This is a genomic window from Nocardioides sp. (assembly GCF_035481145.1).
Classification (GTDB): Bacteria; Actinomycetota; Actinomycetes; order Propionibacteriales; family Nocardioidaceae; genus Nocardioides.
In genome coordinates, this window is sequence record NZ_DATIHB010000062.1 from 32,693 (window position 1) to 45,734 (window position 13,042).

13 protein-coding genes are annotated in these 13,042 nt (G+C 70.7%); 7 read left to right on the forward strand and 6 right to left on the reverse strand.

Annotated features, from left to right (window positions below):
* Window positions 1-23: 23 nt before the first annotated feature.
* The 4 genes from VLF38_RS05095 to VLF38_RS05110 all read left to right on the forward strand — a co-directional run bounded on the left by VLF38_RS05095 (window position 24) and on the right by VLF38_RS05110 (window position 2,852).
* Window positions 24-551, forward strand: a complete 528-nt coding sequence (locus VLF38_RS05095) for a DUF4334 domain-containing protein (RefSeq protein ID WP_325270201.1) — start codon at window positions 24-26, stop codon at window positions 549-551.
* A 313-nt stretch (window positions 552-864) separates the two neighbouring features.
* Window positions 865-1,710: a universal stress protein gene (locus VLF38_RS05100; RefSeq protein WP_325270202.1), complete on the forward strand. Its 846-nt coding sequence runs from the start codon at window positions 865-867 to the stop codon at window positions 1,708-1,710.
* 37 nt (window positions 1,711-1,747) lie between these two features.
* Window positions 1,748-2,173 (forward strand): pyridoxamine 5'-phosphate oxidase family protein, encoded by a 426-nt coding sequence (locus VLF38_RS05105; protein ID WP_325270203.1) that lies wholly within the window; start codon window positions 1,748-1,750, stop codon window positions 2,171-2,173.
* Between the two features lie 46 nt (window positions 2,174-2,219).
* The gene (locus tag VLF38_RS05110) at window positions 2,220-2,852 is read left to right on the forward strand and encodes a response regulator transcription factor (RefSeq protein WP_325270204.1); all 633 of its coding nucleotides are present in this window, start codon (window positions 2,220-2,222) and stop codon (window positions 2,850-2,852) included.
* Window positions 2,853-2,872: 20 nt separating this feature from the next.
* Here the strand turns inward: VLF38_RS05110 and VLF38_RS05115 are convergent, their stop codons facing one another.
* The 3 genes from VLF38_RS05115 to VLF38_RS05125 form a co-directional block, all read right to left on the reverse strand.
* Window positions 2,873-4,453, reverse strand: a complete 1,581-nt coding sequence (locus VLF38_RS05115) for a GAF domain-containing sensor histidine kinase (protein WP_325270205.1) — start codon at window positions 4,451-4,453, stop codon at window positions 2,873-2,875.
* Window positions 4,454-4,559: 106 nt separating this feature from the next.
* On the reverse strand, window positions 4,560-6,263 hold the full coding sequence (locus tag VLF38_RS05120) for a GMC family oxidoreductase (protein WP_325270206.1): 1,704 nt from the start codon (window positions 6,261-6,263) through the stop codon (window positions 4,560-4,562).
* Between the two features lie 24 nt (window positions 6,264-6,287).
* The gene (locus VLF38_RS05125; protein WP_325270207.1) at window positions 6,288-6,917 is read right to left on the reverse strand and encodes a TetR/AcrR family transcriptional regulator; all 630 of its coding nucleotides are present in this window, start codon (window positions 6,915-6,917) and stop codon (window positions 6,288-6,290) included.
* A gap of 112 nt (window positions 6,918-7,029) precedes the next feature.
* On the opposite strand from VLF38_RS05125, the gene VLF38_RS05130 reads away from it, so the two are divergent.
* Window positions 7,030-8,082, forward strand: coding sequence for an oxygenase MpaB family protein (locus tag VLF38_RS05130; RefSeq protein WP_325270208.1), 1,053 nt, complete (start codon window positions 7,030-7,032; stop codon window positions 8,080-8,082).
* 53 nt (window positions 8,083-8,135) lie between these two features.
* Complete coding sequence (locus VLF38_RS05135; RefSeq protein WP_325270209.1) at window positions 8,136-9,932, forward strand: acyl-CoA dehydrogenase; 1,797 nt, start codon at window positions 8,136-8,138, stop codon at window positions 9,930-9,932.
* A gap of 10 nt (window positions 9,933-9,942) precedes the next feature.
* Here VLF38_RS05135 and VLF38_RS05140 read toward each other — a convergent pair whose 3' ends face one another.
* Window positions 9,943-10,320: a VOC family protein gene (locus VLF38_RS05140; RefSeq protein WP_325270210.1), complete on the reverse strand. Its 378-nt coding sequence runs from the start codon at window positions 10,318-10,320 to the stop codon at window positions 9,943-9,945.
* 56 nt (window positions 10,321-10,376) lie between these two features.
* Between VLF38_RS05140 and VLF38_RS05145 the strand changes: the two genes are divergently transcribed.
* Complete coding sequence (locus VLF38_RS05145) at window positions 10,377-10,985, forward strand: cytochrome b/b6 domain-containing protein (protein ID WP_325270211.1); 609 nt, start codon at window positions 10,377-10,379, stop codon at window positions 10,983-10,985.
* On the opposite strand, the gene VLF38_RS05150 is transcribed toward VLF38_RS05145, so the two are convergent.
* Together VLF38_RS05150 and VLF38_RS05155 are read right to left on the reverse strand one after the other, a co-directional pair.
* Window positions 10,960-12,435: a SulP family inorganic anion transporter gene (locus VLF38_RS05150; RefSeq protein ID WP_325270212.1), complete on the reverse strand. Its 1,476-nt coding sequence runs from the start codon at window positions 12,433-12,435 to the stop codon at window positions 10,960-10,962. The two genes, VLF38_RS05145 and VLF38_RS05150, sit on opposite strands and share 26 nt — an antisense overlap.
* Window positions 12,436-12,511: 76 nt before the next feature.
* The coding region (locus VLF38_RS05155; protein ID WP_325270213.1) for a hypothetical protein at window positions 12,512-13,042 on the reverse strand (531 nt) is incomplete at its 5' end.

Sequence of the window (13,042 nt, forward strand, 5' to 3'; positions counted from 1 at the left end):
GACGCCACTGAGACCATCGATCCGTGACCAGAGAACGACTCGACGCCCTCGGCGACGCATGCGACCTCCGCGAGGCACTCGCCCTCTTCGACTCCCTCGAGGCGGTCCGTGCGGACGACATTCTTGGCCGGTGGCGCGGGCGTGAGCTCCGCACGGGTCACCCGATGGACGGGGCGCTCGCGGCGTCGGGCTGGTGGGGAAAGTGGTTCGACGGCGTCGACGAGGTGCACCCGCTGGTCTTCCGTACGCCGGGTGGCGACCTGGTGAGCCTTGATCCCCGGCGGGTGCCCCTCGAGCTGGCGGAGAGCATGCCCCTTGGCGCGATGTCCGCGGCCCGGCGGTCGCTCGGCATCCTCAAGGTCGCCATGGCAACGAAGAAGCCTCGGGCGCGCCTGGGCCACGTGGAGCATCGCGGGGTGGTGACCGCCGCGATGGTCTACGACCACCTCCCGATCATCGACGTCTTCCGCCGCGTCGACGACGACACCCTGCTGGGCGTCATGGACCTGCGCGACTCGCCGCCCTACTGCTTCATCCTCGAGCGCGCCTGAACGGACGCCGCCTGGCACGGACGCCGCCCGGCACGGACGCCTTGCTGGCCGCGAGGCAGAGGTCGGGGCCCGCACCGCCGCCGCAAGGAGGGATGCTGCGGTGGCGGTACGGGCCGGGAAGGCAGCGACGGCCCGATTGGAGGGGGTGGGACGGCCGCGTGACCTTCACTGCGTTTGCCTTCACCTCACTCTGGCAGCGGGGTGATCAACTGGTGCAGGGTCCGCGGGTCCCGTCTACGTGGGACTTTCGTCCCGTCGTGACGGTGACCGCCGCCTCTCACGCCGCACACCGACCCAGGCCCACGCTGGCTTCATGAACACGTCGACGACAGCGCCGGTGGTGGCGGGCTGGGATGCCAGCCCCGAAGCGCAGCTGGCCCTGCAGAGGGCACATGAGCGCGCCCTCGAGCATGGCCTTCCGCTGCAGGTCCTCATCGCGCGTGGCGACATCGGCCGTGCCTCCCGCTGGGCGGACGAGTGGAGCCGGGGACTCGCGGAGGAGTGGTCCGAGCTGGCCCGCAAGCAGCTCGCCGAGCTCGGGCGGCCGGACCTCGTGCCGGAGGTCCGGGAGGGAACGCCGGCCGAGGTCCTGGTCGAGGAGACGAGAACAGCCTCGTGCGTCGTGGTCGGCGCGGGAGGCCATGGGCCGATCTTCGGCCGGCTGCTCGGCTCGGTGAGCCAGCACCTGACCCGACACGCCGCCGGTCCGGTGCTGGTGGTCCGGAGCGGTGGCGTCGACGCGGGCCCGGTGGTCGCCGGCGTCGACGGTTCGTCAACGAGCCTCCGGGCACTGGTCTTCGCCTTGCGTGAGGGCGAGGTCCGTGGCGTGCCGGTCGAGGTGCTGTACGTACCCCCTCGGCTCGCCGGCTGGGCCTACCTCGAGGGCGCCACGTCGACCGAGCTCGCCCATGAGCTGGAGGCAGACGAGGCCCGGGTCCGCGCCCAGGTCGCCCAGGTCCTGGCTGCGCACCGCGGCGTACGTGCGAGCGTCCGGACCCCGTCCGGGTCAGCTGCCCACGAGCTCGCGCGGGCTTCGGAAGCGGCGTCGCTCGTCGTGATCGGTAGCCGGGGTGCCGGTGGCTTCGCCGGCCTGCTGCTCGGCTCGGTCGCGAACTCGGTCCTCCACCGGTCACACTGCCCGGTCGCCGTCATCCACTGACCTGACCTCCTCCACTGAAACCCCGAGGGGAACATCCATGAGTGCCATCGACGAGGCCCGGAAGCTCTACCAGGGCGAGATCGTGGCGGTCCCGCGACCGGACTGCCTGCGCCTGCTCGCGATCAGCCGGATCGGACGGGTTGCCTGCAACAGCGCCGGCGGGCCGCTCGTCATGCCCGTCAACGGCCGAGCCCGCGGGACTGACGTCTACCTCCGGCTCCGCGAAGGGTCGCTGCTGGCGGAGAGCCTCCGCGACGGCCACGCGTCGTACGAGGTGGATGGGTTCGACGACTTCCACCAGGTCGGATGGAGCGTGCTCCTCCGCGGGCGCGCTCGCTGGATCAGCGCTGATGAGCTCCCTGAGCATCGCTCGGAATGGCCGGCACCATGGGCCGCCGGCGAGCGTGACGTCTGGGTGCAGATCATCGGCGACGACATCACGGGACGCCGGCTCATGCCGTGAGCGCGAAGCGCCCTCGCGCCGTCCGGCCATCGGGTAGAACAGGTCCATGACGATCCGGGTCTTCCTCCTCGACGACCACGAGGTCGTCCGCCGCGGCCTGCGCGAGCTCCTCGAGTCGAGCGGTGACATCGAGGTGGTCGGCGAGAGCGGGTCTGCCGCGCGTGCGACCGCCATGATCCCGGCGCTGCGGCCCGATGTCGCCGTGCTCGACGGTCGGCTGCCGGACGGCAGCGGCATCGACGTGTGCCGCGACGTGCGCTCGGTCGACCCCTCGATCCGCGCGCTGGTCCTGACGTCGTACGACGACGACGAGGCGCTCTTCGCCGCGATCATGGCCGGGGCATCGGGCTACGTCCTCAAGCAGATCACCGGCACCGACCTCGTCGACGCCGTACGCCGGGTGGCGGAGGGCCAGTCGCTCATCGACCCGTCGCTGACGATGCGGGTCCTGGAGCGGGTCCGTCGCGGCACCGAGACGCCGACGGAGCTCGCCGCGCTGACCGAGCGCGAGCGGGAGATCTTCGAGCTGATCGCCGAGGGGCTGACCAACCGGCAGATCGGCGACCGGCTCTTCCTCGCCGAGAAGACGGTGAAGAACTACGTCTCCGGCCTGCTCGCCAAGCTCGGGGTCGAACGGCGTACCCAAGCCGCCGTCCTCGCCGCGCGGCTGCTCCGCTGACCAGCGTGCGACCGCGCTGATCAGCCCGCGACCGGCACTGTGAACCGGAGGACCGTGCCGTGCGGCTCGTCGCGCGCGACCTCGAGCACTCCGCCGAGGTCCGCCGCCCGCGTGCGCAGGTTGCGCAGTCCGCTCTCGCGGCCGCCCGCGCGGATCCCGACGCCGTCGTCGGCCACCAGCAGGGTGACCTGTGTGGCGTCGCAGACGAGCTCGACGCTGACCTGACTCGCGGCGGCATGGCGGGCGGCGTTCGACAGTGCCTCCCGCAGGGCAGCCACCATGTGCTCCGCGATGTCGTCGGGGACGGTCGTGTCGAGCGGACCGGTCGTGCGCACGACCGGGCTGAAGCCGAGGACCCGCTCGTACTCGAGCGCGAGGCCGGTCACCTGCGCGCGCAGTGAGGGGGTGCCCCGCTGCTGCAGGGCGAAGATCGTGCTGCGGATGTCGCGGATGGTCGTGTCCAAGGCGGCGACGGTGCTGTCGATGCGATCGGCGACGACAGGGGAGACGACCTGCCCGCGCACGCCCTGCAGCTGGAGCCCGGTCGCGAAGAGCCGCTGGATCACCAGGTCGTGGAGGTCACGCGCGATGCGGTCGCGGTCGGAGACGATCGCAAGCTGCTCACGGTCGGCAAGGGCACGCGCCCGGTCCAGGGCGAGACCGGCCTGCTCGCCGAACGCGGCCAGCATGTCGAGGTCGGTGCTGAGCATGCCGCGCTCCTGACGGGGGTCCAGCTCGACCACGAGCACCGTCGGGCCGAAGAGCTCCGCGCGGATCGGCATGGCGACGGCGAGCCGCTCGTCGGCCAGCGGCACTGGTGCGGGCCGGCCGCCGGCGAAGGCCTCGCGGACAGCGTCACCGGCACGCTCGACGACCTCGCCGGCGCGCTCGGCCTCACGCCCCTCGGTGCTGATGACGACCGGGAGCCTGTCGGCGTCGGCGTACAGGACAGCGACGGTGGGGGAGCGCGACACGATCCGGGTGGCGATGGCGACGAGGTCGAGCGTCTCTTGTACGGAAGCACCCGGGCGCAGGGCCTGCTCCAGGCGGGCCGTTGCCTCGAGCCACGTGCGCTGCCGCTCGGAGAGGGCGTACGCGCGGGCGTTCTGCACCACGACGCCGGCAGCGCTCGCGAGCGCTTCGACCAGCGCCTGGTCCTGCTCGGTGAATTCGGCACCGCCGGCCTTCTCGGTCAGGTACAGGTTGCCGAAGGCGACGCCGCGGACCAGGACGGGCACGCCGAGGAAGCTGGTCATCGGCGGATGGTTGGCCGGGAACCCGAACGACGCCGGATGCTCCTGCAAGCGCGAGAGCCGGAGCGGGCCGGGGTGGTGGATCAGCAGGCCGAGGATGCCGCGGCCATGCGGCGGGTCGCCGATCGCAGCACGGCCGGTGTCATCGACGCCGTGAGTGATGAACGCCGAGAGGTCGTCGTGGTCACCGATCACGCCGAGCGCACCGAAGCGCGCTCCCGTCAGCTCGCAGGCGGACTCGATGATCCGTCGCAGGACCTTGTCCAGCTCGAGGGAGGAGCTCATGGCAGCCACCGCGTCGAGAAGGACGCGCGCGTCACTGCTCAGGCCCTCCGATGTCCCCGCCATGTCCTCATGGTGGCACCGGGCGTGCAGCGAGCGGCATGGTTCTAACCGGCCGATCGGGCACCCAATCGGGCCATTCCGATCCGACGACCAGTCAGTCGACGACCCGTCAGCCCGCCGCGGGAAGCCGCAGCTCGCCCGGCGCACCTGCCGGCACGACGGGTGCCTGCGGTGGCACCGGCGCCATCCGCTCGTACGGCGAACCCAGCGCGGGGCGCGGATCAACCTCGCCCTTGTTGGGCCAGAACGCCATCGCCCGCTCGGCCTGCGCGGTGATGGTGAGCGACGGGTTCACCCCGAGGTTGGCGGTGATCGCGCTGCCGTCGGCGACGTGCAGGCCGGGGTGCCCGTAGACCCGCTGCCAGGGGTCGATCACGCCGGTCGCGGGGGAGTCGCCGATCGTGCAGCCCCCGATGTAGTGCGCGGTGGCGGGGATGTTGAAGAGGTCGGTCGCCACGGCGCCGGTGACGCCGTCGGCCTTCTTCGCGTACTCCCGCGCGATGTCGTGGGCCACCGGGATCCAGTCGGGATTGGGCTCGCCGGTGCCCTGACGGGTCAGCAGCCTCCGGCCACGGCGGAACGAGGTCAGCGAGTTGTCGAGCGACTGCATGACGAGGAGGACCACGCTGCGGTCGGAGGCCTTGCGCATGTCGAGCGCCCGTAGCGACTTCACGGGATGGAGCAGCAGGAAGGCGAGGAAGCGCAGGAAGCGGAACGGGCCGCCGTCGATCATCGGGACGCTCTGCGCGAACATCGAGTTCTGCCCGGTGCCGTAGGTGACGACCTCGATGTGGGTCTGCGACTCCGGATGGATCGAGGAGGTGATGGCGACGCCTTGGGCGAAGTCGTCGCGGCTCTTGCTGGTCACCACCAGGATCGCCTCCGAGTTCGAGCGGGTCAGCTCGCCCAGGCGGTCGGAGAGGTGGGGGAGGGAGCCGTCGTCCTTGAGCTTGTGCAGCAGCTTCTGGGTGCCGAGAGCTGCCGCCGAGAAGACCACCTGCTCCGCCGTGAATGTCCGCCGTCCCTTGCGGAGCTTGCCGTGGGAGCGCTCGGTGTCGACCTCGTAACCACCGCCGGCGCGCGGTCGGACGGCGGTCACCGTGGTCAGCGGGTGGACCTCGGCACCGTTGCTCTCGGCGAGGTGGAGGTAGTTCGTCACGGTGGTGTTCTTGGCGTTGTGGCGGCAGCCGGTCATGCACTCCGAGCAGTGCACGCAGCCGCGGCGGGCGGGGCCCGCGCCGCCGAAGTAGGGGTCGGGGACCTCCTCGCCCTCCGCGCCCTCGTTGAAGAAGACGCCGACCCGGGTCCGGTGGAATGTCTCCGCGACGCCGCGGTCGCGGGCGACCTCGAGCAGCAGATCGTCGGCCGGTCCCGTGCGCGGGTTCTCAGTGACGCCGAGCATGCGCTCGGCCTGGTCGTAGTACGGCGCGAGCTCGTCGGACCAGTCGGTGATGTGGGCCCAGGCCTTGTCCTGGTAGAAGTCCGGCAGCGGCTTGTAGAGCGTGTTGCCGTAGATCAGGGAGCCGCCGCCCACGCCCGCACCGCTGAAGACCATGCACTTGCCGAGCAGGCTGATCCGCTGCGGCCCGGTCATGCCCAGGCGTGGCGCCCAGATCGACTTGCGCAGGTTCCAGTTGGTCTTCGGGATGTCCTCGGCCGCCCAGCGGCGTCCCGACTCGAGGACGCCGACGCGGTAGCCCTTCTCAGTCAGGCGCAGCGCGGTGACCGAGCCGCCGAAGCCCGAGCCGATGACGAGGACGTCGTAGTCGAAGGTGGCCATGCGCTGCTCCTGCGGATCGACACGGGTGGTCATCGGCAGCATAGGGCCGGGTCGGCCTCAGGCGCCGCTGAACATCCGGCACGCCGCGCCGCCCACGAGGGCGCCGAGGTCGTCGGTGGTCCACGGGTTCGACTCGTCGAGGAGCGAGCGGATCGCGGCCTCGCACGAGGCCATGAAGAGCTCCATGAGGACAGGCATCTTGCGGTCGAGGTCCTCGATCGTCCACCAGCGCTCGACCGCGGAGCGGATCCAGTGCGTCGCGTGCTGGAGGATCTCGGCCCGGGCAGCCTGGAACCGCGCGGAGAGGGCCGGGTCGGGCTCACCGCTGACGAGCAGGCGCCAGGTCGCGGGCTGCTTCTCGGCAGCGTTGAGGAGGGAGCGGAAGCCGGTGACGAACGCCGCCTCCGGGTCGTCCTGCCCGCCGGAGGAGTGGAGCGCTGCCAGGAGCGACTCCTTCAGCAAGGTCGCCTCCCGGTCCAGCAGCGCGCTCACCAGCTCGACCCGGTCGGCGTAACACGAGTAGACGACAGGGCGGGTGACACCGAGGTGCGAGGCCACGGTGCCGATCGTCACCGCAGCCATGCCGCCGTCGACGGCGATCTCCAGCGCAGCGTCGAGCACGGCCGGGCGCCGGCGCTCCGGCCCGAGGTGGGCGGCGCGAGCGCGGGGCGTGGTCGTCGATGGCATGGCGAGATCCTGACACAGGAGATTTGCTTCACAAGTGTAGGAAAATCCTTCACCCGTGACTTAATGTCTCATCAACCCCCTCCCGACGGGAGGTGCGACGAGAGGCACTGCCATGGCTCCACGACCGATCACCCCGCACCGCGACCATGGGTTCTTCGCTCCGGACTCGGTGACCCGCAGGGTGTGGGGCTACCCCACGACGCCACTGGTGGGAATCCAGCGCGCGACGGTGATCGAGGAGCTCGACCCGAACCTGATCGCAGCGGTCCACGACACCGGCGACAACTACACCAGGCTCGACACCCGCTACGCACGCACCGTCCAGTACTTCGCTTCCGTCGCGTTCGCTGACGCGCAGACCGTGCTGAAGCTGGCCGACGTCCTGGTCAAGATCCACTCCAAGGCGATCGGCCACGAGCCCGTCGGCGGTGGGCGGTACGACGCCAACGATCCCGACTCGCAGCTCTGGATCCTCGTCACGGGCTGGCACTCCGTCCTGAAGGCGTACGAGGTCTTCGGCCCCGGCAAGCTGAGCGAGCATGAGGAACGGCAGTACTGGGCCGAGTGCGCGATCGCGGCGGAGCTGCAGACCTGCGACCCGGCCGACGTCCCGCGCTCGCGTGAGGAGGTGCACGCGTACTTCGAGGAGTGGCGTCCGCGCCTGGCGGCCAGCGAGGCGGCGCAGCAGATGATGGACCACCTCCTCGACGGCGTGAACGCTGTCGTCCCGCGCAAGGGCCTGCTCCGCGCGGTCCGGCCGCTCGCGAACCGGACCCTCCGGCACGCGACCATCGCGACGATGCCGCGCTACATGCGCGACCTGGCCGGCGTGCGCCAGGGACGCGTGACGGACCTCGTCGTCACTCTCTGGCTCCGCACGTTGATGGCCGTGGCCGCGCGGTCCCACGGCATCCAGCGCTACATCCTCGGGACGCTCTCGCCACGGACCCTTCCGGTCATCGAGCCGCACTGGCGTGGCATCGCGCCGCTCGCCCCGGTCGTGCTCACACCGGAGGAAGCCCGTCACCAGTGGGGCTATCCCCGCCCGCGTGACGCACACCTGGAGCTCCGGGCCCGCCAGGCACAGCGCGTCTTCGGTGACGGCCTCGCTCCGAGCGACGACGGGCTGATCGAGTCCCAGGCGCTGCTCGGTCACCTCGGCTGACCATTCCTCCATGCGCGTAGGATTCGCGCGTCTCCTCTCCGGAAGGACCCTCCGTGGCCTCGAATCTCCTCTCTGCCCGCAACGTCGAGTTCCTGCTCTACGAGTGGCTCGACGTCGAGCGACTCTCCACGCGTGAGCGCTTCGCCGAGCACTCGCGGGAGTCCTACGACGCGCTGCTCGGCCTCGCGGAGCAGCTGGCGACCGACCACTTCGCCACGCACTTCCGCAAGAGCGACGAGCAGGAGCCGACGTTCGACGGCGAGAAGGTGCACCTGATCCCGGAGATCGGTGAGGCGCTCAGGCGCTTCGCGGAGATGGACGGCTTCGCGCTGCAGGCCGACGAGGAGTACGGCGGCATGCAGCTGCCGGCCACCGTCGGCACCGCAGCGTCGACCTGGTTCACCGCCGCCAACATCGGCACGGCGTGCTACTCCTTCCTGACCATCGCCAACGCGTCCCTGCTCGTGGCCCACGCGTCCGACGAGATCAAGGAGCGCTACGCCCGCCCGATGTTCGAGGGCCGCTTCTTCGGCACCATGGCGATGTCGGAACCGCACGCCGGCACCTCCCTGGGTGACGTCACCACCCGTGCGATCCCGCAGCCCGACGGCTCGCACCGCGTCTTCGGCTCGAAGATGTGGATCTCGGGCGGCGATCACGAGATCGCGGAGAACATCGTCCACCTCGTCCTCGCCAAGCTCCCGGATGCGCCCGCCGGCACGAAGGGCATCTCGCTCTTCGTCGTCCCGAAGTACCTGGTGAACGCCGACGGCTCGCTGGGCGAGCGCAACGACGTGGTGCTCTCGAGCATCAACCACAAGCTCGGCTCGCGCGGCACGGTCAACACCGCACCGGTCTTCGGCGACGGCGCCTTCGAGCCCGGTGGCCGGTCGGGTGCGGTCGGCTACCTGGTGGGCGAGCCCCACAAGGGCTTGAAGTACATGTTCCACATGATGAATGCCGCGCGCCTCGCGGTCGGCACGGCGGCGACCGGCACCGCCTCGGCGGCGTACCTCAAGTCGCTCGACTACGCCCGCAACCGTCCGCAGGGCCGTGCGCTCGGCACGTCGGACCAGTCGACGCCGCAGGTCGACATCATCGAGCACACCGACGTACGCCGGATGCTGCTCGCGCAGAAGTCGTACGTCGAGGGCGCCATGGCGCTCACGCTCCTGTGCGCGAGCCTGCTCGACGACGAGAAGACGGCCGAGACGGAGGAGGCGCGCGCGGAGGCCGCGAAGGTCCTCGGTGTGCTCACGCCGATCGTGAAGTCGTGGCCCTCGCAGTGGGGACAGGAGTCGACGTCACTGGCGGTGCAGGTGCTCGGCGGCGCCGGCTACACGCGCGACTACGACGTCGAGCAGCACTGGCGCGACCAGCGGCTCAACCCGATCCACGAGGGCACGCACGGCATCCAGGCGATGGACCTGCTCGGCCGCAAGATCCTGATGGATGGCGGCGCCGGCCTGATGGCACTCGCCGGCCGGATGGAGGCGACGATCGCCGCCGCCCGCGGGCTCGGCGGCGAGCCGTCCGGCTATGCCGACCAGCTCAAGGCACAGCTGGACCGGATCGGCGAGGTCACCTTCGGCCTCGTCGGGCTCGGTGAGCCCGACAAGATCATGGCCAACGCGACGACCTACCTCGAGGCGGCGGGCCACCTCGTCGTCGCCTGGGTCTGGCTCGAGCAGCTCGTGGCGGCGGGGGAGAAGCAGGGCGACTTCTACGACGGCAAGCGGCAGGCGGGCCGCTACTTCTTCGCCACCGAGCTGCCGAAGATCTCCCCGATGCTCGACCTGGTCGCGGCGGGCGACCTGACCGCGTACGAGATGCAGGACGCCTGGTTCTGAGGGACGCGGGTCAGGCCTGGACGACCCAGATCCAGTTGCCGTCGGGGTCGCTGACGGAGAACATCCGGGGCACGGTGCCGTCACCCTCCATGGTGTCGCCGACCTGCACGCCGTCGGTGCTCCGCATCCGCTCGAGCTCGGCGTCGACATCGGGGGTCTCGACACCGATCGCGCCGCCGCCCGGCTCGCCGCCCATCGGCGGGTTGAGCGCAAGGCGTGCGTCGGAGCCCGGGGGAGCGACCTCGACCCAGCGGCCGGCCTGCTCGCCCTCGCCGAAGGAGACGTCGGAGCGCACCTCCCAGCCGAGCTTCTGCGTGTAGAAGGCGACCGCGGCGTCCTGGTCCGCGACGCTGAACATGGCAACGCCGATCTTGTTGATGGTGGTCATGCCTTCCACCTTCTCGCCGCACGACGGGCAGGACAAGGGCCTGTCACCATCGACCCATGCACCTGCGCAACGGGACCCATGGCTACGGCGTGGTCACGAAGCTGCTGCACTGGCTGACCGTCGCTCTCTTCGCGCTTCAGTTCTGGGTCGGCTACACGATGGAGACCGACCGCGACCTCGCGCGCGTGGACTGCGATCCGGCCGGCGAGCGCCGCAGCGGCGGCGACACGACCGATGCCGAGGAGGAGCGGCTGGACCGGATCGAGGAGGCGTGTGAGGCCCGTGAGGAGGCGCGCGAGCAGGCGGCGAAGGCTGCCGACGACGAGCCCAGCAGGCTCCATGTCGGGCTCGGTGTCGCGCTGTTGCTGCTCGGCACCGCGCGCGTCGGATGGCGCCGGCTCGGCTCGCTGCCGCCCTGGAGCGAGCGGCTCGGTCCCCGTGGCCGGAAGGCCGGGGGAGCAGTGGAGAAGGTGCTGCTGGGGTTGATGTTCCTCGTCCCGGCGTCCGGTCTCCTGCTGCTGGTGTCCGACGACCTCGTGGCGCTCCACGTCGCCGCGCACCTGTCGTTCTTCGCCGCGCTCGCGGTGCACCTGGTGGTCGTCCTCGGTCACCGGCTGCTGCCGAGGATGCTCCCGCTGGTCAGTGCGAGGGAAGCGAGCCGCTGAGGCGTTCGTGGCGTTCGGCGCTGGCCTCGTTGAGGCCGGTGATCTCCACCGACGTTCCCCTGCGCTCGTACTTCGTCGTGATGCCGTCGAGGGCCGCCACGGTCGAGGCGTCCCAGATGTGCGACCGGGAGAGGTCGATCCTGACCCGGTCGGGATCTCCTGCGTAGTCGAACTGCGTGTAGAGGTCGTTGCTCGAGGCGAAGAAGAGCTCGCCGGTCACCCGGTAGACGGCGACCGGTCCGTGCTCGTCCTCGACCAGCTCGCGGTGCGTCTCGGTGAGGTGCGCGACGCGGCGGGCGAAGAGGACCATGGCGACCAGGACACCAGCTATCACGCCGATCGCGAGGTTGTGGGTCGCGACCGTCACGACCGCCGTCGTCAGCATGACGGTGGTCTCCGAACGCGGCATGCGGTGGAGCGTCGCCAGGCTGTGCCAGTCGAAGGTCATCACCGAGACCATCACCATCACGGCCACCAGGGCCGCCATCGGCATCGAGGCGACGAAGTCACCGAAGACGACGACGAGCAGGAGCACGAAGACGCCGGTGAGGAATGTCGAGATCCGGGTGCGCGCGCCCGCCGCCTTCACGTTGATCATCGTCTGGCCGATCATCGCGCAACCGCAGATGCCGCCGAGCAGACCCGTCACGAGGTTGGCGCCGCCCTGGCCGACCGTCTCGCGGGTCTTGTCCGACCGGGTGTCGGTGATGTCGTCGACGAGCTTGGCCGTGAGCAGGGACTCGAGCATGCCCACGAGTGCGACCGCCACGGCGTACGGCGCGATGATCCGGAACGTCTCCCACGTCAGCGGGACGTCGGGCAGGACGAACGACGGCAGCCCGTCCGGGAGGGCGCCCTCGTCGCCGACCGTCGGAAGGTGCAGCCCCGTGGCGGCCACGAAGCCGGTGAGGACCACGATCGCGACGAGGGGCGAGGGGACGACGCTCGTGAGGCGCGGGAGCAGCACGATCACCACGATGCCGACGGCGACGAGCGGGTAGACCGCCCACGGAACATCGACCAGGTGCGGCACCTGCGCGGAGAAGATGAGGAGCGCGAGCGCGTTGACGAAGCCGACCATCACCGAGCGCGGGATGAAGCGCATCAGCCTCGCGGCACCACCGAGGCCGAGCAGGACCTGGAAGACGCCTGCGAGCAGCACGGTGGCGAGGAAGTAGTCCATGCCGTGCTCACGGACGACGGGTGCGATGACGAGCGCCACCGCACCTGCTGCGCCCGAGATCATCGCCGGGCGGCCACCGAGGAAGGCGATCGTGACCGACGTGGTGAAGCACGCGAAGAGGCCGACCGCCGGGTCCACCCCGGCGAGGATCGAGAAGCTCAACGCCTCCGGGATGAGGGCGAGCGCCGTGACGAGACCAGCCAGCACCTCGATGCGGAGCAGCCGGGGAGAGCGGAGGGCGTCCAGGACGGTCGGTGCTGCAGTCACGGGAGACCATTCTCCCGGGTCCGGCCGGATGCTCACGACCATGGGCCGGGGCAGGGCAGCCGCCCGGGCCGGGCGGTCAGTACGACGGGGGCACGACCGTGATCCCCGCGAACAGCAGGATGTTGAGGTCCAGCAGCCACTCCACGCGTGAGCGCTCTTCGAAGAGCCGGTTGGCCGCCGCGACGTGGGCGCGACCGGTCGACCGCTCCCAGCCGTTGACGGCGCACAGGTGGTCGAACGCCCGGTCGTGGTGGCCGCGGAGGCCGGCGAGGCCGAGGTGGGTGGTCTCGTGGCAGCGCGTGCAGAGGCAGACCAGCCGGCGCAGCCGCTGCACCGGCATGCCGAAGCTCGCGAACGGCTCGTCGGTCGGGTGCTCGTCGTACTCCCAGCGCTCGTGCGCCTCGAGCCAGACCTTCCGAGCGCGGTCGGCGGGGGAGCCGCAGGCTTCGCAGCGGTTGCCAGCGCGGCCGTAGACCATGCGGCGCACCCGGTCCCAGTCGCCCGGTGCGATGTGGGACCGCACGTTGGTGAACCAGCACGACGCCGGGACCAGGTCGACGAAGAGCGGTGCTCCGTCCGGCGCCGGGTTGAACGTGCGGTCCCACAT

Coding starts and splice junctions, on each gene's coding strand:
- VLF38_RS05125 (WP_325270207.1), bottom strand. CDS start 6,917: ATGCCATCGACGACCACGCCCCGCGCTCGCGCCGCCCACCTCGGGCCG.
- VLF38_RS05115 (WP_325270205.1), bottom strand. CDS start 4,453: ATGGCGGGGACATCGGAGGGCCTGAGCAGTGACGCGCGCGTCCTTCTC.
- VLF38_RS05145 (WP_325270211.1), top strand. CDS start 10,377: ATGCACCTGCGCAACGGGACCCATGGCTACGGCGTGGTCACGAAGCTG.
- VLF38_RS05100 (WP_325270202.1), top strand. CDS start 865: ATGAACACGTCGACGACAGCGCCGGTGGTGGCGGGCTGGGATGCCAGC.
- VLF38_RS05140 (WP_325270210.1), bottom strand. CDS start 10,320: ATGACCACCATCAACAAGATCGGCGTTGCCATGTTCAGCGTCGCGGAC.
- VLF38_RS05130 (WP_325270208.1), top strand. CDS start 7,030: ATGGCTCCACGACCGATCACCCCGCACCGCGACCATGGGTTCTTCGCT.
- VLF38_RS05105 (WP_325270203.1), top strand. CDS start 1,748: ATGAGTGCCATCGACGAGGCCCGGAAGCTCTACCAGGGCGAGATCGTG.
- VLF38_RS05110 (WP_325270204.1), top strand. CDS start 2,220: ATGACGATCCGGGTCTTCCTCCTCGACGACCACGAGGTCGTCCGCCGC.
- VLF38_RS05120 (WP_325270206.1), bottom strand. CDS start 6,263: ATGACCACCCGTGTCGATCCGCAGGAGCAGCGCATGGCCACCTTCGAC.